Here is a 21,312-nt window from a genome sequence, read left to right on the forward strand (position 1 = left end):
GGCCTTTTCGGTTCCGAACCGGCGCTGGAATGTAATCAGGTCCATATCGTGGTAAGGTTTGGCCATGGCGAGCCTCCTCAACAGTCTAGATTCTTTCTATAAAGTATGGAAATTGCGGAGCGAAGGCAATAGCCACGTTTATATATGTGGCAATATATACTAGAAATAGATATTATTTCAGCTCCTTAGTTTTAAGGGGGTTACCGATGGTGAATGCTATTTCAGAATTTATTTCAAAATCTGCATTTGTTGAAGCCACAGCGCTGGCGATAACTATTAGCGCTGTATCGGCAATTATGCTACGATATTTAATGGGAATTCAAAAAAGTATTAATAAGGGTGACGATTCAAATGCTGATAGTTCAGCATCTGAATCAAATGCAAAATACTTTGAAAGACTGCTGAAAAGCTACAAAGAACTTTCTATCGATACTACAGAAAAGAAAAAAATATCAAGATCGGTATTACTATTCGAAGAGTTGTATGACCGCGTACGGTTTTCAAGGACAAGGCTGAGAAATAATCTTAAAACATTGACTATGCATGCTGTAGTCAATCTTGTGTTGGCTGTGTTTGTAATATTTGTTACCTTGTTTTTGTTGGTGTATTTGACGATGGTTAGTTTTAAAGATGGTGATTTGTCTTCACAGCAGATATATTCAAGAATAATATTGCTTGGGTTTGCTCAGTTTACTACGTTTATTTTCATGAAAATTTATAGGTCATTAATGAGTGATATAAAATATATTGTGAACGAAATTACAAACATTGAACAAAAATATATAGCGTTGCATGCGGCATGTATCTTCAGTGAGAATAAGTCTCTCGACGCAATATTGAACAAATTGGTCAACTGTGAAAGGAACTTTATTTTAAAAAAAGGCGAAACTACGCCAGACATTGAGAAGGAGAGAATATCACAACTAGATAGCAAGAACTATCTTGGATACTTCAGGAAAGGTTTCTTTAAGAGATAGAGTTTGCGGCTAAGAGCATACTCCGTTTATATTGGCGATGCTCGTTCGAGCTTGATGGGGCATTGCCCCTTGACTTGACAGCCCTCCCTGGCTAAGGGGGAGGGCTTTATTTTTCCAGAAAGCCTGAAGAAGGGACCATGTTCGAAAGCCTGCAAGACCGCCTCGAGTCGGTATTCAAAAAGATACGCGGCCACGCCCGCCTGGATGAGGACAACATCCAGGAGGCCCTGCGCGAGGTGCGCCTAGCCCTCCTGGAAGCTGACGTAAACTTCAAGGTGGTCAAGGCCTTCACCGAGCGCGTGAAGGAACGCGCCCTGGGCCAGGACGTGATGAAGTCCCTCACGCCCGGGCAGATGGTGGTCAAGATCGTCCACGACGAGATCTTGGCGCTTCTGGGCGGCGAGGCCCAGACCGTGGACTTCCGCCACAAGCCGCTCATCATCATGATGGTCGGCCTGCAGGGCTCGGGCAAGACGACCACCACCTCCAAGCTGGCCCTGTGGCTGCGGCGCAACCACAAGCGCAAACCCTATCTGGTCCCTGCCGACGTGTACCGTCCCGCGGCCATCGACCAGTTGCACAAGCTGGCCGCGCAGCTCGATTTCCCGGCCTATCCGTCCACCACGGAAATGAAGCCCGTGGACATCTGCCGCGACGCGGTGGACAAGGCCGCCCAGGCCGGACACGATGTGGTCATCCTGGACACCGCCGGGCGTCTGCACATCGACGAGCCCCTCATGGAGGAGCTCAAGGCCATCAAGGATGCCGTGGGACCCCACGAAATCCTCTTCGTGGCCGACGCCATGACCGGCCAGGACGCCGTGACCGTGGCCGACAGCTTCAACGCGCGGTTGGATATTTCCGGCGTCGTACTCACCAAGATGGACGGTGACGCCCGTGGCGGCGCGGCCCTTTCCATCAAGGAAGTCACGGGCAAGCCCATCAAGTTCGTGGGCGTTGGCGAAAAGGCCTCGGACCTGGAGATCTTCCACCCGGACCGCGCCGCGTCGCGCATTCTGGGCATGGGCGACATCCTTTCGCTCATCGAAAAAGCCCAGGAAGAATTCGACGTGGGCGAGGCCCAGGAGATGGAGCGCAAGCTCCGCCAGGCCCAGTTCACCTTGGACGACTTCCGCACCCAGATGCGCCGGGTGAAGAAGCTTGGGTCCATCGAGTCCATCATGAAGATGATCCCGGGCATGGGCAAGCTCACCAAGCAGCTGGGCGAAATCCAGATGCCTGAGAAAGAGATGGCCCGCCTGGAAGCCATAATAAGCTCCATGACCAAGAAGGAGCGCCTTGAGCCCAAGGTGATAAACCAGAGCCGCAAGGAACGCATCGCCAAGGGGTCCGGCACCCAGGTGGGCGACGTGACGGCTCTGTTGAAGAATTTCGAGCAGATGCGCATGATGATGCAGCGCATGATGGGTGGCGGCAAGATGCCCAAGATGGGCGGAATGCCGGGCGGGCGCATGCCGGGCGGAATGCCCGGGATGGCCGGCATGGGCGGAATGGCTGGAATGGCCGGCGCCATGTCCGGCAAGGGCAGCCCCACCAAGAAGAAAAAGGACAAGCGCAAGAAAAAGAAGAAGCGCTAACAGCCGTTCAAAAGCGCCAGCTGGATTTTTGAACAGGCTGTCAAGATCGGCTTTTACAATGGGCTGCTAACGGCGGCGTCCGCTATCGTCCCGACCGGACAGGGGCGGACTTGCCAGAACACGAAAACACGTTACATATCCTCATCGGGGGTGAATTGAGTATGGCTATGAAACTGAGACTTACCAGAATGGGTTCCAAGAAGCGTCCCTTTTACCGCATCGTCGCCATGGACAGCGCCACCAGGCGCGATGGCCGTGCGCTGGACTACGTCGGGCACTACAACCCGATGGTCGAGCCTGCCGAGATCACTGTGGACGCCGAAAAGGTTGCCAAGTGGATCGAGCGCGGCGCAAAGCCCACCGATACGGTGGCGGCGCTGCTGCGCAAGGCCGGCGTGAAGCAGTAGTTCCCGCGTCTCGCCAGATGCGGCGCCGGGAAGCGTGAGAACCACACGGAGGCGCCACATGTTGAAAGACCTGATAGAATACGTCGCCAGGTCGCTTGTCGATAACCCCGACGCCGTGCAGGTGAAGGAGATCGAGGGCGAGCAGACGTCGGTTATCGAGCTCAAGGTCGCCAAAGAGGACCTGGGCAAGGTGATCGGCAAGCAGGGGCGCACGGCCAGGGCCATGCGCACCATCCTGGGAGCGGCGTCCACCAAGGCGCGCAAGCGCTCGGTGCTGGAAATCCTGGAATAGGGCCTGGAGGCCCTGGGATTGACTCAAACCAAGCTGGTGGTCATCGGTGGGGTGGTGAAGCCCCACGGTATCCGGGGGGAGTTCAGCGTGGTCAACCATGCTGACTCCCCTGCGTTGTATTCGCCGGGCAGGCGTCTGGGAATTCGTGCGCCCGGCAAGCCGGAACGCTACGTGGAGGTGCTGACCTGCCGTCCCCATCAGGGAAGGCTTCTTCTCACCATCAAGGGCGTGACGGACAGGGACGCCGCCGACGCCCTGAGAGGGATGGAAGTGGTGATGCCAGCTGACGATCTGCCGGAACTGTCGGAAGGCGAGGTCTACCTGCACGAGATCGTCGGGTTCGACGTGGTGCTGGAGGACGGAGCCAAGGTAGGCGTGCTGGAGGGATTCCTGGACGTACCGGGCCAGGACCTGTGGGTGATCCGCTCCCCCGAGGGCAAGGAGATACTCCTGCCCGCCCACGAGGAGACTGTGCCGGAGATAGACATGGACTTACGGCGCGTGGTCATTGCGCCGCCTCCGGGGCTTCTGGAACTGTAAAATACTCTTTACTCGTCTCGATTGCCCTCTTTCGAGCTTTTGTTTCCCGCGTGTGCTCCAATCTTGTTTCAGATGGAGTGGTCATGATTGACTTCAAAGAAATTTCTTCTCCAGAAGTTTGGGAATTGTTTACCAGAGATTTTCTGGCAGACATGGGCTTTGATATTGTTTCTTCTCCTGATCGCGGGGCTGATGGGGGGAAAGATTTTATCGTATCTGAAAGAGTTGTTGGCTTGGCGTCAGTACATAGGTTGCTAACTATGGTCAGCTGCAAGCACAATATTTTTTCAGGTAAGTCTGTGAAAGAATCTGATGAGCAAAACATCCTTGAGAGGATGAAGGCCTTTAGAGCAGACTGTTTTATAGGAATGTATTCTACACTGCCAAGTGCAGCGTTAAACACAAGGCTCCAGCGGTTGGTCGACAGTGGCCAAATTAAGTCTTTTAAAGTTTATGACCATAGGTTGATTGAAAAAGAATTGATAGAGGATAGTAATAGCAAGTTGTTACTTAGGTATTTCCCGGAGTCATACAGTGTTATTAAGCCTATTCATAATATTGTTGATGAGTATGTTCCAGCGCTATGTGAAATTTGTGGAGAAGATTTATTAAAAAAGTCAGTTCACAATGAATACTCAGCAAATGTAGTTTTTGCATATAATAGAGATAGTGAAATAATTGAAAAAGTTTATTGCGCTTGTAAAGGAAGGGCATGTGATTCATATCTTGAAAATCAATTGTTCGAAAAAGGACTGATGACACGATGGATAGACTTACAGGATCTGTTTATCCCCGGAAGGTTTTTACAGCATATCTTGGGTGTGATGAATGAGATGCGAGATGGCTATGATAAGTACACGGATTCTGCATGGAAGGAGCATAGGGATATTTTGATTGCTGTAGCTCAACGTGTTCTCAGGGTTACAACTAAGAGAGAGCGTGACCGGATGCTAACCTTGTTGCAGCTTAATTTTTAATCAATGCGCTTCACCATTCTCTCTCTCTTTCCGGAATTCTTCGATTCACCGCTGAACTGCGGCCTTCTGGGCAAGGCCCGGCAGCAGGGCGTGGTCGAATTCGCGCTGGTGAACCCCCGGGACTTTGCCGACAACAAACACAAATCCGTGGACGACCGCCCCTACGGCGGCGGGCCGGGCATGGTCATGGCCCTGGACCCGCTGGCCAAGGCCCTGCGTTCCATCGAGAACCCCGGGCGCATGCTTCTTCTCTCACCGCGCGGCCGCAGGCTCGACCAAAATTTCGCCCGCGAGCTCTCGGCCGAGCCGTCGCTCACCATCCTGTGCGGTCGGTACGAGGGAATAGACGAACGCCTCCTGGACCTCTTCCCTATCGAACTGGTTTCCGCCGGGGACTTCGTTCTGTCCGGCGGAGAATCCGCGTCCCTGTGTTTGATCGAATCCGTGGCCAGGCTGCTGCCCGGCTTCATGGGCAAGGAAGAATCGGGAGACGAGGAGAGCTTTTCGGCCGGGCTCCTGGAATACCCGCACTACACACGGCCAGAAGTCTACGAAGGGCTCGCCGTTCCGGACGTTCTTCTGGGGGGAGACCACGCCAAGGTCCGAACCTGGAGGCGCGAGCAGTCCCTGGTCCAGACCCTGGCCCGGCGCCCCGAACTCCTCGCGGAGGCTCCGCTTACCGCCAAAGACCGCGAATTTCTGGCCTTAAAATCGCGCACGCTCCTGGCCAGGAACCTGCACATAGCCCTTGTTCACGGACCGGTGCTCAATAAATTCGGCCAGACCGTCACTGTGTCCTTGACCAACCTTGACCTGCACGATATAGCCCGCATTTCCCGAACATATGGACTCTCGGGATTCACGGTGGTCACTCCTCTGGAGGACCAGCGCGCGTTGGCCGCGACGCTCACCGGTCACTGGACCGGGGGGGCGGGCGGGCAGGCCAATCCCGACAGAGCCGAGGCTCTCGGGAAGGTCCGGGTGGAAGCGACCCTTGAGGACGCCATAGCCCGAGTGAGGCAGGAAGCCGGACAGGACCCCTGGGTTCTGGCAACAAGCGCCAGACCGGACGGAGCCGTGACCCCGGCCCGGATTCGCGAAGCCCTGCGGGAACGCCCGGCCATCCTGGTTCTGGGAACAGGATCAGGACTCGCGCCAGAGGCTCTGGCCCTGACGAACGCCCAGGTGGCCCCGGTCAGGCCCTATGGCGGCTACAACCACCTTTCGGTGCGTTCGGCCGCCGCGATCCTCACGGACCGCATACTTGGAGACATTTTTTGAGCTTCCCAGCGAAGCCAGTCATAAGGAGATAGGCCATGGACATCATCCGTCAGATCGAATCCGAGCACATCCGCCTGGATATGCCCAAGTTCAAGCCCGGCGACACCGTCAAGGTGCACTTCCGCATTCTCGAGGGCGAGAAGGAGCGCATCCAGGTGTTCCAGGGCGCGGTGCTCAGGCTGCGCAAGGGCCGCACCGACAGCACTTTCACGGTGCGCAAGGTGTCCGATGGCGTTGGCGTGGAGCGCATTTTCCCCATGTTTTCGCCCTTCATCGAGCGCGTCGAAGTCCTCATCGAGGGCAAGGTCCGCCGTTCGCGCCTGTATTACCTGCGCAAGCTCAAGGGCAAGGCCTCGCGCATCAAGGCCAAGAACGACTGGAACAACTAAGGTTTTCCTGTTTTACGGCCAGCCCCCGGCCGGACGCATTTCCACAGGGGGGCCGGGGGGGAGCGCGCTTATGGGCGAAGCTTTCCCCCGGTCTTTTTCGAGGAGCCGAACATGTTCGCCTATGGAATCACTCCGCCGGTTTCCGACCCCATTGCCGATCCCTTGAAGGACCCTGTCTATGGCGAAGCCTTGACCTACAGGGCAGAGCTCCAGGCCGTGCGTGAACCGCAGTGCGTGGGAGCTCCGAATTGCGAGGTGGCTTCGGGCGCGCCGGAACTCTCCCTGGCTTTCGATCCCGGCCTGGACGGCTAAGCTCGCGATTTTGAAAACCATGAAGATGTTTTCAAAATCGAATTCGCTCTTTCTTGCTGCCGCTTTGCACATTCGTGCGAGCAGTTCCCGCGGAACAGGCGCTCATCCGCCAGGACGGCCGGCATGATGGCCGGAGTGGACGAGGCGGGGCGTGGCTGCCTGGCCGGGCCTGTGGTGGCCGGAGCCGTCATCCTGCCGGATTCTTTTGACCTGCCCGGACTCACGGATTCCAAGAAGCTCACAGCGCCGCGCCGCGCCGTTCTCGAACCCGCCATCAAAAGCCAGGCCGTGGCCTGGGGCCTGGGCGTAATCTGGCCCGCCACCATCGACCGCATCAACATCCTTCAGGCCACTTTCCGGGCCATGGCCAGGGCAGTTGCCGTGCTCAAGGTTCATCCGCTCTCGCTTGAAATTGACGGCGACAAGATCATTCCCTCGCATCTTCTGCAAACCGGCTCCCTGGCCCAGAAGGCCGTGGTGGGCGGGGATGCGCTGGTTCCGGCAATCTCGGCGGCCTCCATCCTGGCCAAGACCTTTCGCGACCGGCTCATGGAGAGCCTGGACAAGCGTTACTTGGGCTACGGCCTGCGCGAGCACAAGGGTTACGGCACGGCCGACCACCTGGCCGCCATCATCCGGCTTGGGCCCTGCCGCCAGCACCGACTGAGCTTCAGGGGCGTGCTGCCGGAAAAGCCATCCAAGGCCCAGGTTCAGGGCAGCCTGCTTGGCATCTGACGGGCATTCAGGCAAATCGTCTGAAGAACCGGAGAAAACGCCCATGCCCGCCGAACATCTTGCGCTTGGCCGCCAGGGCGAGGACGAGGCCGTTAAGCTCCTCTCCTCCCTGGGGTACACCATCCTTGCCCGCAACCACCGCTGCCGCCTGGGGGAGGTGGACATTGTCTGCCGCCATGAGGGCGTGATCGTGTTCGTTGAGGTGAAGACCCGCGCCCAGGACAGCCTGGGAAGCGGAGCGGAGGCCGTGGACAGGCGAAAACGCTCGCGCATCGTCAAGGCCTGCGCGGACTATCTTTCCGCGAATGGGTTGTGGGACAAACCGTGCCGGTTCGATGTGGTGAGCGTGGTCCGCCAAGGCGAAAGACTCTTGGCCGAGCACTATCCCGATGGGTTTCAGGTGGAATTCGAGGCGGGGAAGGGAGCCAAAGGCTGGCAGCCCTGGTGACGGGCTTGGCTAAATCACCACGTTTCCGATGATCCGGCCCTTCTCGAACTGATCGTAGAGCCCGGTCCAGGCGTTCACCGAGACCGGGGGCGGAGCGGGGCTCTGGGCGAAATTGACCATGGCCGCCTGCTGCGTGTCGAAGGTGATCAGGCTTTGGGACCTGGCCATGGAGATGGGGCCGTTGGTGCCGACATTGTAACTTGGATCAGCCATATATTTCATCTAGTCCCGTGAACATTGTGTGTCAATGCCCGGCCTTGCTTTCGCCCGGCTGTCATGGAATAGGGCTTCCATGAGCGACGCCACGGGCATCTTGTGGGTGGTGGCCACTCCACTGGGCAACCCCGGGGACCTTTCCCCCAGGGCCCGAGACGTCCTTGCCAGCTCCGGCATGGTCCTGTGCGAGGATACACGGCGCGCCGCCAGGCTTTTTTCCCAGCAAGGCCTTGCCCCCGGCAGATTCCTGTCCCTGTACGACCATAACGAGCAGGGGCGTATCCCCCAGGTGCTCGAGCATTTGGGCCAAGGCGGCGAGGCGGCGCTCATATCCGACGCGGGCACTCCCGTTCTTTCCGACCCCGGCTATCTTCTCATCCGGGCCTGCCGCGAGGCGGGGCATCAGGTGCGGCCCGTGCCTGGGCCATCGGCGATCATGGCCGCCCTGTCCGCTTCCGGCCTTGCCCCCCAACCGTTCGTCTTCCTGGGGTTTCTTCCGCGTAAATCCGGTGATATCCGCCAGGTGTTCTCGCGCTTCGCTTTGGCGGGCTGCACCCTGGTTTTTTTCGAACGAAAGGACCGGCTCGGCAAATCCCTCGCTGTTGCCCTGGACGTGCTGGGAGACAGGGAATGCACCGTCGCCCGCGAACTGACCAAGACCCACGAAGAGTTCATCCCGGGACGGCTTTCGGATTTCGCGGGCAGCGAGATGGAACTCCTGGGTGAGATAACCGTGGTTGTGGGGCCCTCGTTTGAAAAATCTGTATCCGGCCACGACGACGTGTCCCAGATGCTCGCCCAGGAACTGGCCGCGGGCGGCAAACCCAAGGATGTGGCCCGCAGGGCGGCGGCCAAGCTGAGCGGTGTTTCGGTCAAGGAACTCTACGACTTGATTCTCAAGGGGCAGGGAGGGGGCCATGGCTGATCAACTTCCCGAGGGGTATTGCCTCTGGGAGATGGAAGACACGCAGTTCCGGGTGGGGCTCATGGGCACCGGGCCGGGCTTTCTCTCCATTTTGGATATCATCCACAATCCGGCCATAGGGGACTTCCTCCCTCCCATGGCCCTGGTGGCGGTTTGCGAACCCGGCCCGGAAAGGGAAAAGCTTAAGGACCCCAGGGTGGCCGGCATGCCGGTCTACGGCAGCTACCTGGAGATGCTCGCCGCCCATCCCGAGATCAATCTGCTCATCGAACTGGCCGGAAAGCGTTACAAAATAAAGCAGATAGTCGCATCGCTTCCGGACCAGGTCAGCTTTATCGACCACACCGCCTCCTTTTTCCTGTGCGCCCTCAATAAATTCGCCACCATCACCGCCCGCTGCCAGGTGAACCTGGACAACCAGAGGGTGCTCCTGCAGGCCATCATCGACGAGGTGCCTGAGGACATCCTGCTTTTGGACAAGTTCGGCAAAGTGGAGGATTGCAACCGCAATGTGGCCCTGCGCTGGCAAAAGGGGAAGGACGACCTGGTGGGAAGACCATGCTGGGAAGTGCAGGCCATCCGGGACGACATGCCCTTTTGCCATCCCGAAACCCGCGATTGTCCCTTTTACACCGCGCTTAGAACCGGGAACAAGGCCGAGTCCCTGGAAACCCGCGTCAGCAAGGAAGGGCGTCTGTTGTATTTTCGGGAATACGCTTACCCCATTTTCAATGCTGACAGGAAAATCAGCCACGTCATGATCATGCGCCGCGACATCACGTCGCGCACCGAGAGCGAGAAACGTGCCCAGCAGAGCGAGAAGATCGGAGTTGTCGAACGTTTGAGCGCCTACATGGCCCATGAAATCCGAAACCCCCTTTTCGCCATCGGAGGCTTCACCAACTCCCTGCTCAAATCCCCGAACCTTACGGATCGCGAACGGGAAAAGGTCCGTATCATCCTGGAGGAAACCGCCAAGCTGGACACCATCCTCAAAGAGATGATCGGCTTTTCGCGGCCTGGCTCGGAAAACCCCGGCGAGGTGGACGCCGTGGCGGTGGTGCGTGATGCCGTGGCGGTCATGGAGTCGGGTTTCATGCCCAAGGGCGTACGCATATCCATGGACATCGATAAGGAAATCCCAAAGATAGTGGCGCATGAGGAGACTCTGCGAAGAGCCCTGATACATCTTATAACCAACTCCGTGGAAGCCACGGAGGGCCTGGGGCTCGTGGAGGTGAGCGTGAAGATGGCTGCCCCCATGATTGCCCTGAGCGTGCGCGATACGGGCAAGGGGATGTCCAAAGAGGTGATGGAGAGAGCCTTCAGCCCATTTTCCACGACCAAGGGTAAAGGGTACGGCCTGGCGCTGGCCCTTATCCGCAAGGCAGTGGAGGATTGGGGAGGGCAGGTGGAGATCGCCAGCCGGGAAGGGCAGGGGACTCAGGTCACTTTGCGGCTTCCGCCTGCTCTGGCTGTTCCCGGAGCGTGAAACGCATTGCTTTTGCGCAGGGGAGTATGTACATGATTGATCATGGAACAACTTCTCGTGGATTTGAATAAGCTTCTGGAACGTATGGAAGGGGACAGGGATCTTATCAAAGAGGTTTTTTCCATTTTCGTGGAGGAAGCCCCTGTCCGGCGGGTGAAGTTCGAAAAAGCCCTGATTACGGAAAACAGAGACGCTTTAGTCATGTTGGCGCACGCTCTGAAGGGGGCCAGCGGCACCCTCCTGGCGGAACCCCTTCGCCAGGCTTGCTACGACCTCGAACATGCCGCCCGGGACAACGATGCGGACAAAGTCCGTGTTCTTGTCCCCCAGGTCCTCGGGCTGCTGGATAATACTTCAGAATATATGGTAAAATTGTTGCCGAGTGTTTAGGTGCCGGTAAGCTCGGATCCGTCAAGGGAAATTATCGTAACCGGTTCGTGCGCAATTTTCGTAACCGCCTCGTGTTTTAAATTTCACAATCCCCCCTGGCTTGGCCTCCCAGACTCCTCGCCCCCTGGCATACCCTTTGCTTTCGGCTCCTCGCGCATGCAGATGCGCCAACCCCGGTAAACCGGCCGCGTCCGGCCCCGGGAGGCCAATTCCGCGATATCCCGGCGAAATAACGCCGGAAAGGGTGAGGATACCATGTTCCAGTTGGAAGGCGGCGCTGCCGGTCAAAGCATCTTCGAACGTCCTCGCGTGCATGGACGCTTCCTGTTTCTTGGCGACAAGAAATTCTTCATCAAGGGCGTAACCTACGGTCCGTTCCCCGAGAACGAGAACGGGGAGCCCCTGCCCGAGCCCGAGCGCGTGGCTGAGGATTTCCGCCTGATGCGCTCCATCGGCGTGAACACCATCCGCGTGTACTACGTCCCGCCCAAGTGGTTCCTGGACACTGCGGCCCGCTGCGGCATCCACGTGATGGTAGGCATTCCCTGGCCCCAGCACCTGTGCTTTCTGGACCAGTGGGAAGTGAAGGAATCCATCAAGGACACCATGCGCCAGGCCGCCCGCGCCTGCGCCGGGCACCCGGCTCTTTTGGCCTACCTTATCGGCAACGAGATCCCCAGCCACATCGTGCGCTGGAGCGGAGCCAAGAAGGTGGAGAAGTTCTTGGCCAAGCTCGCTTCCATCGTGCGCCAGGAAGACCCTTCGGGCCTGGTGACCTACGCCAACTATCCGTCCACTGAATACCTGAAGCTGCCCTTCCTCGATTTTTTGTGCTTCAACGTGTACCTGCACGAGGAAAAGAGCTTCCGCGCCTACGTGAAGCGCCTGCAGAACGTGGCCTGTGACATCCCGCTGGTGCTCTCCGAGTTCGGCATGGACAGCCTGCGTCACGGCGAGGCCGCCCAGGCGGACTTCCTTGATTGGCAGGTGCGCGCCTCCTTCGAGGAAGGCGTGTCCGGCACCATGGTCTTCGCCTGGACCGACGAGTGGTTCACCGGCGGCAACCTGATCGAGGACTGGAAGTTCGGCATCGTCGACGCCGATCGCAAACCCAAGGCCGCCTTCGAGGCCGTTGGCCGCGCCTACGCCAACCCGCTGCCCCCGCTGCCGGCCCATCAGCCCATGATCTCCGTGGTGGTCTGCGCCTACAACGCCGACTCCACCATGGAAGGCTGCCTGGCCAGCTTCCAGCACGTGGAATACCCCAATTTTGAAGTGATCGTGGTGGACGACGGCTCCACGGACAAGACCGGCGAGATAAGCGACAAGTACGCCGCCAAGTTCCCCTTCATCCACGTGATCCACCAGCCCAACCTGGGCCTTAGCGCCGCCCGCAACGTGGGCATGTACGCGGCCAAGGGCGAGATCGTGGCCTATACCGACTCCGACTGCTACGTGGATCCCCACTGGCTGACCTACATGGCCTGGGCCTTCCAGGACAACCGCTTCGCGGCCATCGGCGGCCCCAACCTGCCCCCGCCCGAGGACAACCGCACCGCCGCCTGCGTGGCCGTGTCCCCTGGCGCGCCCACCCATGTGCTCATCACCGACGAGATCGCCGAGCACATCCCGGGCTGCAACATGGCCTACCGCAAGGAACACCTCCTGGCCACCGGCGGCTTCGATGCCACCTACCGCGCCGCGGGCGACGACGTGGACCTCTGCTGGAGGCTCATGGACATGGGCCACACCATCGGCTTCCATGCTGGCATGATGGTCTGGCACCACCGCCGCAACACCGTGAAGGCCTATTTGAAGCAGCAGAAGGGCTACGGCCGCGCCGAAGCGCTGCTGATGCCCAAGCATCCCCAGCGCTTCAACGTGCTGGGCAACTCCCGCTGGGCCGGCCGCATCTACGGCGACATCTCCGGAGCGCTTCTCTCCACCCGCCCGGTGATCTACCACGGCGTGTTCGGTTCCGGCCTGTTCCAGACCCTGTACGAGCCCAAGGGCAGCCTGACCGCCTATCTGCCGCTAAGCTTCGAGTGGATGCTGGCCGCATTCGCGGCCCTGGGCGCTGGCTTCGCCTTCGCGCCCCTGTTCGCCGTGGGCGCGGTCATGATGCTCACCACATTCACCTTCGTGGGCTACCGCGCCGCCCAGGCCAAGCTGCCCAAGGGGCACGACAACTTCCTCTCAAGGCTGATCATCGCCCTGTTGACCCTGGCCCAGCCCTGGATTCGCGGCAAGGCCCGCTACCAGACGCTCATGGACCTGCGCCGCGCCAGCCGCAAGGGCTTGGGACGCCGGAGCATGGCTGTTCTGGGGCTGCCCGAAGAGGCTAACCTGCCCAAGTACACCATCTGGCAGAAGGTGAAGGACACCGCGTCCATCTTCCGCCGCGGTCTCAAGTTCCACCGCTTCTTCTGGAACAACGCCTCGCTCGAGCGCGAGGACGTGCTGGACCACATCCTGCGCGTGCTGCGCACCTTGAACGTCGGCCATTCCACCGACTCGGGCTATGCCGCGTCCAACTCCACCCCGTGGGACCTGCTCGTGCAGCCCGGGATCATGACCGCCATGAAGCTTCGCGCCACCGTGGAACACCACGGCGGGGAAAAGCGCTTCGTGCGCCTGGCCGGGTCCATCGCCCCCACAGGCTTCGCCTACGCCCTGACCGGAATCTGCCTTGTGGCCGGACTTGGCTGCCTGGCCTTCAAGGCCATGATCCCGGCGGCGGTCTGCGGCGGCCTGGCCCTGATCTCCATGCTCTGGACCGCCAAGGGCATGTCCAGCGCGGCGTCCATGGTCACCAAGCTCTCCCAGCATCTGATGACCTGCAAGCGCGGCTGCTCGCTCAGCGAACCAGAAAGCCCCAAGAAGGCCGAAGCCGCAGCTCAGGTTGACCCCAAGGATGAAGCCGTGGCCGTGAAGGAACTGGTGGTTGCCGAGACCCTTACCGTGGAAGAAACCGCCATGGAGCGCGAGGAGGGCAAAACCTCCAGAGTGAGCCTGGAAGCTCCGCTTCAGTAGATGACATCATAAACGCACTCGCGTATGACCCTGCCCGGGCCGAAGAGGTATGTGCCTCTTCGGCCCGAACGCGGTCGAACACCTTCATCCCCATACGAACATGGCCGTTTTCCTGAAATTGCTTGGATACCTGCGGCCCTACATGGCGCTGTTCCTGTTCTGCCTGGCCCTGGTGGGCGTGCAGAGCGCTCTGGAGCTGCTTAAGCCGTGGCCGCTCAAACTTGCCGTGGACCAGGTCATCGCGCACCAGCCACTGCAGTTCTGGGGCTTCACGATCTCCACGGACGCCGTGTCCTCCGCGGTGCAGCTGGCCATAGTGGCGGGCTCTCTGGTGGCCATCCACTTCCTTACCGGCTTCGTGCAGCTGACCAACAACTACCTGACCATCAAGATGGGCCAGGACATGGTCCAGGATTTCCGCTGCGAGCTCTTCGACCATCTGCAGCGCCAGTCCCTCTTGTTCCACCAGACCCGCCCCACCGGCGACCTGCTCTACAGGCTCATGGGCGACACCTACTCGGTGCAGACGCTTCTCATGAACGGGGTGTTCACCACCCTGACCAGCGTGGTTCTCTTGGCCGGTATGTTCGTGGTGCTCCTTGGAATCGACTGGGAGCTCACGCTCTACGCCATGGCCGTGGTGCCGCTTCTTATCCTGGCCATTTCGGCCGTCACCAAGAAGATCGGCAACCTGACCTACGAAACCCACATGAAGGAATCGCAGGTCTATTCCACGGTGGAGAACATCTTCAACTCCATCTCCCTGGTGCAGGCCTTTGCCCGCGAGGACGAGGAACGCAAACGCTTCGTGTCCGAGAGCCAGCACAGCTTCGACAGGAAACTCTCGCTCTATTCGCTCCAGACCGCCTACGGCTGGGTGGTGGGGGCTATCACCGCCGCCGGAACCGCCTACGTGCTCTACGTTGGCGCGCTGCACGTGCTGGAAGGCGACCTGACCACGGGCGAGCTTCTTATCTTCCTGGGATATCTGGCCTCGCTGTACACTCCCCTGAACAACATCGCCAACACCATGGGCGCGATCCGGGGCTCCTTGGCCCAGGCCAGGCGCGTCCTGGACGTCCTGGCCGAGGACAAGTCCGTGCCTGAGGCGCCGGACGCCAAGCCCCTGGCCATTGCCAAGGGGGCCGTGTCCTTTGAGGGCGTGACGTTCGGCTACGACCCCGAGCGTCCGGTGCTCAACAACGTCACGTTCTCCTGCCCCGGCGGCTCCACCGTTGCCGTGGTTGGGCAGACCGGCGCGGGCAAGACCTCGCTCATAAGCCTTCTCTTGCGTTTCTACGATCCGCAGAAGGGCTCCATCACCATCGACGGCCAGGACCTGAAGACCGTTCAGCTCAAAAGCCTGCGCCAGCAGGTGGCCATAGTGCTTCAGGATACGCACCTCTTCCCCATGAGCGTGCACGACAACATCTCCTACGGCAAAAAGACCGCCACCCGCGAGGAAGTGATCCAGGCGGCCAAAATGGCCAATGCCGACGAGTTCATCACGGCCATGCCCGAAGGCTACGATACCAAGCTTGACGAGCGCGGCTCCAACCTGTCCGGCGGGCAGCGCCAGCGCCTGGCCATTGCCAGGGCTCTTCTCAAGAACGCGCCGCTGCTCATTCTGGACGAACCCACCTCCGCTCTGGATGCCGGGACCGAGGCGCTCATCATGGAGAGCCTGGACCGGCTCATGCAGAACCGGACCACCTTTGTCATCGCGCACCGCCTGTCCATGATGCGCCGGGCCGACCTGATCCTGGTGGTCAAGGACAAAACCATCCAGGAGATGGGCACCTTCCAGGAACTTCTGGACCGGGGAGGCGAATTCGCCAGGCTGCACTCGCTCCAGTTCGCACCGCTCAAGGAACGTGGGAAAAAGCCCTTGGTGCCCACCGAGGAAGCTCCGTAACCCAGCCGTGGTGAACACCCTCCACACTCTGGAATACTCCGGTTCTGATGCCGGTGGCCTGCGGGGATGCGAGGCGAGATCCTTCCCGTATTCGTCTGCCAGCAGGCAGACGGCCCGCCTGCAACCAGGGGAGCGCCATGAACCACTCCATTAGCCATACCTCGATCAGCAGGACTCTGCCGCGCGGTTGGAACTCTCCAACCGGCATGGGTGGCTTTGCTGCCAGGACAGGGTTGGTTCTGCTTCTTGCCTGCTTGTCGGCAGTGCTTACCGGCTGCGGAACGGCGGGCGGGGCCAAGTACACCATGCACCTGGACGCCTATGCCGAGCATGTTCCCTACGAAAAACGCTTCGTGGTGCTCCAGGGCATCATGGAGGTCAAACCGAAGGAAACTGAGCAGTTCAACAGTGCGGCCGAAGTACTGGCCAAGGCCCTGGAAGCCAAGGGCTACGTCCGTGCCGCCGGGCTCGATCAGGCCGACCTGGGCATCTATCTGGCCTACCGCGTGGTGGAAGACAGCCGCGCCCCCTTCGACAACTTCCGCCCCAGAACGCCCGGCATAGCCCCGCAGCAACTGTTCCTTTCGGAGTACACCCGGGAAGTGCTGGTGGAGGCGGTGGACATGGCCCGCTACAAGGCGGGAGGCTCCAAGAGCACGGTGTGGACTATCCGGGTAGCCAGCAAAGGGCCCACCAGCGACATGGGAAAGGCCATGCCCTACATCGCCGCTGCAGTGGCCCAGTATATGGGTACAAGCTCAGAATTGTATCTGGAAGTGGACTCCGACTTCAACATTAAGCCATTCAAGCCAGCCAAGCCCCACCGGAGGCCGTAAGCACAATGAAGAAACGCACCATCATCGTCTCTGGTCTGGCCTGCACCTACCCTCTGGGCGGGGTGGCCTGGGACTACATCCAGTACCTGCACGGCTTCTACAAGCTGGGGCACGACGTCTACTACCTGGAGGACACGGGCGGGTGGGCCTACGACCCGTTCAACGTCACCTTCACGGAAGACTACTCATACCACATCAAGTACCTGACGGAGTACCTCACGGCGCTCGACCCCGGTTTAGCCAAACGCTTCTGCGTGCGTGATCCCGGAGACCATTTTCACGGGCTGAGCAAGGAACAACTGGCGGACGTTGTCCGCCGTGCCGACGTGGTGTTCAACATCTCCACCACGCTGTGGCTGCGCGAGGAATACCAGTCCATCCCGGTGAAGGTGCTCATCGATTCCGACCCCATGTACACCCAGGCGGGCATTCCGGATTACCTGGCTGGCACGGCTTCGGAAAAGGACGTCAAGAACATCGAGCACATGAAGATGCACAACCGCTTCTTCAGCTTTGCCGAGAACTTCGGCAAACCGGGCTGCCGCATCCCCAAGGGCGTTTTCGATTGGCGCTCCACGCGCCAGCCCATGGTGCTCGAAAGCTGGGACACGCCGAGAAAACCAGCGGGCGAGGCCTTCACCACCGTGCTCTCCTGGCAGCCCAAGGAATCCGGACCGGTGATAGAGGGCGTGCAGTACGGCGGCAAGAACATGGAGTTCATGCGGTTCATCGACTTGCCGCAAAAGACCAGCGCCACCCTGGAGCTGGCCCTGGGCCAGGGCAGGCCGCCGCGCGAGGAGCTTTCCGCCAAGGGCTGGAAGCTTGAAGACGGCTTCGCCAAGTCCACCACGCCGTGGCTCTACCGCGACTACATCTGGGACAGCTTCGCCGAGTTCTCCATGGCCAAGAACGCCTATGTGGCTTCGCGCAGCGGCTGGTTCTCCTGCCGGAGCAGCTGTTACCTGGCGGCGGGGCGGCCCTGTGTGGTGCAGGACACCGGTTTTTCGGAGTTCATGCCCGTGGGCGAAGGGGTTCTGGCCTTCACTACCGAGGACGAGGCTTTGGCCGGGATCGAGTCGGTCCGTTCGGATTGGCAGAAGCATTCCAAGGCCGCGAAAGCCTTTGCCAAGGAGTGGTTCGATTCGGACAAGGTGCTTTCGAAGCTTCTCAAAGAGGCCACTGAATAAAGGATTGGTTCCGCAGTGACGGCTTTAGCAATATTTGTAGGGTCCAGGGGGATCATCCCCCTGTCGGGAGAGTCCAGAGAGGGCGGAGCCTTTTCTGGCCGCCGGAGGCTTCTCCTCCCCCTCGTCTTACTTCTTTCATTTCTCCCGTCGCTAGCCATGGCCCGGGGCTGGTCCACCGCTGAGCAGAACGGCGTGCGCTGGCTCATCACGCCCGATGGTACCAAGTTCTTCTCGCTCGGCGTGAACAACACCAGCGGCTCCACCAATGACGAGAAGGCGCAAAAGGCCCATGCCTACTACTGGGGGCGCTTCTACCCCAATCTGGATGCCTGGGGCCAGGACACCCAGTCCAGGCTCACAACCTGGGGGTTCAACACCGCCGGCGGCTGGTCCGACGTTTCGCCTGTCATGAGTTTCCCGGTGATTCCGGAGATCGACCTGGGTCGCAATTCCAAGCTCCATTGGTACGACATATTCGATCCCTCCATGCAGGACGCTGCCGACGAGATCGCGCGTACGATAACGGCCAAATACAAGGCCAACCCGCGCATCCTGGGCTATTTCACGGACAACGAAGTGGGCTGGTGGAACTCTCCGCTCTTTTTGTGGCACTTGGAGCGGGGGTGGGCGTTTTCCTCCAAACGGGTGCTCTGGCAGCTGCTCTACGACCACTACGAAGGCAAGTGGGACCGGCTGCTCAAGGATTTCGTCCCCGCAGGCGAGCTGGACTCCTTCGAGAAGCTCAAGGAAACCGGAGCCGCGCTCAAATTGCGCCCGGGTGGCCAGGGCATCAGGGTGATCGGCAAGTACACCTACCAGATCGCCAAGCGCTACTATGAGCTGGCCTTCAACGCCATGCGCAAGGCCGACCCCAAGGCCCTGGTGGTGGGGGACAGGCTGCCCCTTTACTACAACCAGGACGCGGTGCTGGCCCAGAAGGGATTCGTGGACGTGCTCTCCACCAACTACAACGTGGACGGAGAGGACGGCTGGGTAGCCCCGTATTACTTCGAGGGCCTGCGCGATCTGTCCGATGCGCCCGTGCTCATCTCGGAATATTTCTTCGCGGCTGACGAGAACCGCAGCGGCAACGTGAACAACGGCCACCTGATGCATGTGAAGACTCAGGAACAGCGCGCCAAGGGGGCCGTGGCCGCCATGCGAAACTTCGCTTCCTTTCCCAACGTGGCCGGCGTGCACTGGTTCCAGTACACCGACGAACCCACGGGCGGGCGCAGCGACGGCGAGGACTTCAATATGGGCCTGGTGGACATCCACAACAAACCCTACGAACTCCTCACCTCGGCGTTCTCGGAACTCAACCCCCGCATTCCAGCCATCCACGCTGCCAGCCGCTGGACCCAGAAGTCCAACGGAGACATCCAAACCGTCATCCTGAGAACTGCCGCTTCCAAAGACCTGGCGGACGGCACCCTGACGGACTGGCCGGACAAGGCGTCCACCCGGCTTACGGGCTTCAGCACGCCCAAACCCTACGTCCCCTTCGGGGACGTGCATCTGGCCTGGGGGCCGGAAGGGCTTTCTTTCTTTAACATCGCGGGTAACTATGTGGATCTGGCCCTGCTGGACTATTCCGGAGAGTATCCCTTGTCCGAGACCTACCAGATACGTATAACCCTTGATGCCGGGGCAGGCCCGCGCACCTTCGGGGTGCACCTAACCCCTGGGCCGCATTCTGTATGGCCTGGACGCTTTGAACTCCGTCCCCAGATCTGGCGCTACGAGAACGGCGCGCCAGTGGAGCGCATCGAGGACAAAGGCTTGGTGCAGGCCCTGGACAAACCCCTGCCGCATATCCAGGTGGAGGGGCTCATCCCGGCTGGGCTCATGGGAGTGACGGAACTCAAGCCCGGGCAGGACATTCGGCTAAGCATCGAGGTGACCAACTTCTATCGTGAACTGACCATGGCCCTGGGACCGCGCACCGTTGTGCTCGGGCAGGCCGTGGACAACGCGGGAGCAGCGCAATGAAAGGCAATATCCTGGTGACGGGCGGAGCGGGCTACATAGGCTCGCACACCTGCAAGGCCCTGAAGCAGGCCGGGTATCAGCCCATCACGTTCGACAATATGGTCTACGGCCACGAATGGGCCGTGAAATGGGGGCCGCTCATTAAGGGCGACATCCTGGACGGCGAGATGCTGGACACGGTGTTCAAGAAGTACGAGCCCCAGGCCGTGCTGCATTTTGCAGCCTTCGCCTATGTGGGTGAATCCGTGGCCGACCCCGAGAAGTACTATCGCAACAACGTCATGGGCACGCTCTCGCTGCTTTCGGCCATGCGCCGGGCCAAGTGCAAGAACATCGTGTTTTCCAGCACCTGCGCCACCTACGGCGTGCCGAACGAGTTGCCGCTTCGCGAGGACCATCCGCAGAAGCCCATCAACCCCTACGGCTGGACCAAGCTCATGATGGAGCAGACCTTGAGCGATTTCGATACGGCCTACGGGGTCCGCTACGCCGCGCTCCGGTACTTCAACGCGGCCGGGGCCGACCCGGACTGCGAGATCGGCGAGGAGCACGATCCCGAGACGCACCTGATCCCGCTGGTCATCAAGGCCACCCAGGGCAGACGCGGGCATGTGGAGATCTTCGGAACCGATTACGACACCCCGGACGGCACCTGCATCCGGGATTATATCCACGTGGCCGACTTGGCCGTGGCCCACATTCAGGCCCTGGAATACCTGCAGAGCAAGGACCAGAGCCTGGTGGTGAACCTGGGTACCGGCAACGGCCAGACCGTGCGCGAGGTGATCCGCGCGGTGGAAAAGGTTTCCGGCAAGGTGACGCCGGTGAAGGAAGGCCCGCGCCGCCCTGGCGACCCGCCGGGCCTCTACGCCTATGCGGACAAGGCCTACAAACTGCTCGGCTGGAAGCCGCAGTACGGAGACATCGAGACCATCGTGGGCACGGCCTGGAAATGGCACGAGAAGAATAAATAGAAGCCGGGGAAGAGCCTCCGGCGGCCAAAGGGACAGTGTCCCTTTGGAATCCCATATTGTTCGCGCCCGCTTTTCCGGCATGCCGGATAAGCGGGCGCGAACGTAATAGAGGGGTCCAGGGGAAATCATTTCCCCTGGCGGGAGAGTCCGAGAGGGCGGCGCCCTCTCGGGTATCTTGTTCCTCATGGGGATGGCTGTGAAACAAGAAAGGGCTTCAAATGCCGCTCTTATTGAACTGAGTTGTGAATCTAGCTGGATATTGGTATTTAGGGGTATCAAAAAACGTAACCCTCCGTGGCGCTGTGTGGCGATTCGAGAGGCATATTCGCAAAGTAAGCTCTTTTTGGTGTTCAAAGACATGGCGACTCTGCTATGTCTCCAGCTAACCGACAACCG

The 21,312-nt window shown here is 59.7% G+C and carries 21 protein-coding genes; 20 read left to right on the top strand and 1 reads right to left on the bottom strand.

Annotated features, from left to right (window positions below; translation table 11 throughout):
* Nucleotides 1–206 precede the first annotated feature (206 nt).
* From HY795_12620 to HY795_12670, 11 genes are all read left to right on the top strand, one after another.
* Nucleotides 207–977 (top strand): hypothetical protein, encoded by a 771-nt coding sequence (locus HY795_12620; GenBank protein ID MBI4806070.1) that lies wholly within the window; start codon nt 207–209, stop codon nt 975–977.
* Between the two features lie 137 nt (nt 978–1,114).
* Nucleotides 1,115–2,575, top strand: a complete 1,461-nt coding sequence (gene ffh, locus HY795_12625) for a signal recognition particle protein (protein MBI4806071.1) — start codon at nt 1,115–1,117, stop codon at nt 2,573–2,575.
* A 161-nt stretch (nt 2,576–2,736) separates the two neighbouring features.
* A complete protein-coding gene (rpsP, locus tag HY795_12630) occupies nt 2,737–2,982 on the top strand; it encodes a 30S ribosomal protein S16 (protein MBI4806072.1) in 246 nt (81 codons plus the stop codon).
* 58 nt (nt 2,983–3,040) lie between these two features.
* On the top strand, nt 3,041–3,274 hold the full coding sequence (locus HY795_12635; protein ID MBI4806073.1) for a KH domain-containing protein: 234 nt from the start codon (nt 3,041–3,043) through the stop codon (nt 3,272–3,274).
* Nucleotides 3,275–3,292: 18 nt separating this feature from the next.
* On the top strand, nt 3,293–3,814 hold the full coding sequence (rimM, locus tag HY795_12640) for a ribosome maturation factor RimM (GenBank protein MBI4806074.1): 522 nt from the start codon (nt 3,293–3,295) through the stop codon (nt 3,812–3,814).
* 83 nt (nt 3,815–3,897) lie between these two features.
* Nucleotides 3,898–4,791 carry a restriction endonuclease gene (locus HY795_12645; GenBank protein MBI4806075.1) on the top strand — a complete coding sequence of 298 codons (894 nt, stop codon included), beginning with the start codon at nt 3,898–3,900 and terminating at the stop codon, nt 4,789–4,791.
* Between the two features lie 3 nt (nt 4,792–4,794).
* Nucleotides 4,795–6,072 (top strand): tRNA (guanosine(37)-N1)-methyltransferase TrmD, encoded by a 1,278-nt coding sequence (gene trmD, locus HY795_12650; protein ID MBI4806076.1) that lies wholly within the window; start codon nt 4,795–4,797, stop codon nt 6,070–6,072.
* Nucleotides 6,073–6,107: 35 nt separating this feature from the next.
* Nucleotides 6,108–6,461 carry a 50S ribosomal protein L19 gene (rplS, locus tag HY795_12655; protein ID MBI4806077.1) on the top strand — a complete coding sequence of 118 codons (354 nt, stop codon included), beginning with the start codon at nt 6,108–6,110 and terminating at the stop codon, nt 6,459–6,461.
* A gap of 111 nt (nt 6,462–6,572) precedes the next feature.
* The gene (locus HY795_12660) at nt 6,573–6,773 is read left to right on the top strand and encodes a hypothetical protein (GenBank protein ID MBI4806078.1); all 201 of its coding nucleotides are present in this window, start codon (nt 6,573–6,575) and stop codon (nt 6,771–6,773) included.
* Between the two features lie 126 nt (nt 6,774–6,899).
* Nucleotides 6,900–7,508, top strand: a complete 609-nt coding sequence (locus HY795_12665; protein MBI4806079.1) for a ribonuclease HII — start codon at nt 6,900–6,902, stop codon at nt 7,506–7,508.
* Between the two features lie 43 nt (nt 7,509–7,551).
* Nucleotides 7,552–7,956: a YraN family protein gene (locus HY795_12670; protein ID MBI4806080.1), complete on the top strand. Its 405-nt coding sequence runs from the start codon at nt 7,552–7,554 to the stop codon at nt 7,954–7,956.
* A gap of 9 nt (nt 7,957–7,965) precedes the next feature.
* On the opposite strand, the gene HY795_12675 is transcribed toward HY795_12670, so the two are convergent.
* Nucleotides 7,966–8,169 (bottom strand): hypothetical protein, encoded by a 204-nt coding sequence (locus HY795_12675; GenBank protein MBI4806081.1) that lies wholly within the window; start codon nt 8,167–8,169, stop codon nt 7,966–7,968.
* A 79-nt stretch (nt 8,170–8,248) separates the two neighbouring features.
* Here HY795_12675 and rsmI point away from each other — a divergent pair, with 79 nt between their 5' ends.
* From rsmI to galE, 9 genes are all read left to right on the top strand, one after another.
* Complete coding sequence (gene rsmI, locus HY795_12680) at nt 8,249–9,097, top strand: 16S rRNA (cytidine(1402)-2'-O)-methyltransferase (protein ID MBI4806082.1); 849 nt, start codon at nt 8,249–8,251, stop codon at nt 9,095–9,097.
* The gene (locus HY795_12685; protein ID MBI4806083.1) at nt 9,090–10,589 is read left to right on the top strand and encodes a PAS domain-containing protein; all 1,500 of its coding nucleotides are present in this window, start codon (nt 9,090–9,092) and stop codon (nt 10,587–10,589) included. Before rsmI ends, HY795_12685 begins: the two co-directional genes overlap by 8 nt.
* A 42-nt stretch (nt 10,590–10,631) precedes the next feature.
* Entirely contained in the window at nt 10,632–10,979 is a 348-nt protein-coding gene (locus HY795_12690; protein MBI4806084.1) for an Hpt domain-containing protein, read from the top strand.
* A 255-nt stretch (nt 10,980–11,234) separates the two neighbouring features.
* The gene (locus HY795_12695) at nt 11,235–14,012 is read left to right on the top strand and encodes a glycosyltransferase (protein MBI4806085.1); all 2,778 of its coding nucleotides are present in this window, start codon (nt 11,235–11,237) and stop codon (nt 14,010–14,012) included.
* 100 nt (nt 14,013–14,112) lie between these two features.
* Nucleotides 14,113–15,927, top strand: coding sequence for an ABC transporter ATP-binding protein (locus tag HY795_12700; GenBank protein ID MBI4806086.1), 1,815 nt, complete (start codon nt 14,113–14,115; stop codon nt 15,925–15,927).
* Nucleotides 15,928–16,064: 137 nt separating this feature from the next.
* Nucleotides 16,065–16,763: a hypothetical protein gene (locus HY795_12705; protein ID MBI4806087.1), complete on the top strand. Its 699-nt coding sequence runs from the start codon at nt 16,065–16,067 to the stop codon at nt 16,761–16,763.
* A gap of 5 nt (nt 16,764–16,768) precedes the next feature.
* Nucleotides 16,769–17,950, top strand: coding sequence for a glycosyltransferase family 1 protein (locus HY795_12710; protein MBI4806088.1), 1,182 nt, complete (start codon nt 16,769–16,771; stop codon nt 17,948–17,950).
* Nucleotides 17,951–18,142: 192 nt separating this feature from the next.
* On the top strand, nt 18,143–19,942 hold the full coding sequence (locus HY795_12715) for a hypothetical protein (GenBank protein MBI4806089.1): 1,800 nt from the start codon (nt 18,143–18,145) through the stop codon (nt 19,940–19,942).
* Complete coding sequence (gene galE, locus HY795_12720) at nt 19,939–20,916, top strand: UDP-glucose 4-epimerase GalE (protein MBI4806090.1); 978 nt, start codon at nt 19,939–19,941, stop codon at nt 20,914–20,916. Before HY795_12715 ends, galE begins: the two co-directional genes overlap by 4 nt.
* The last annotated feature ends 396 nt before the right edge of the window (nt 20,917–21,312 follow it).

This window comes from Desulfovibrio sp., from assembly GCA_016208105.1.
Taxonomy (GTDB): Bacteria; Desulfobacterota; Desulfovibrionia; order Desulfovibrionales; family Desulfovibrionaceae; genus Fundidesulfovibrio.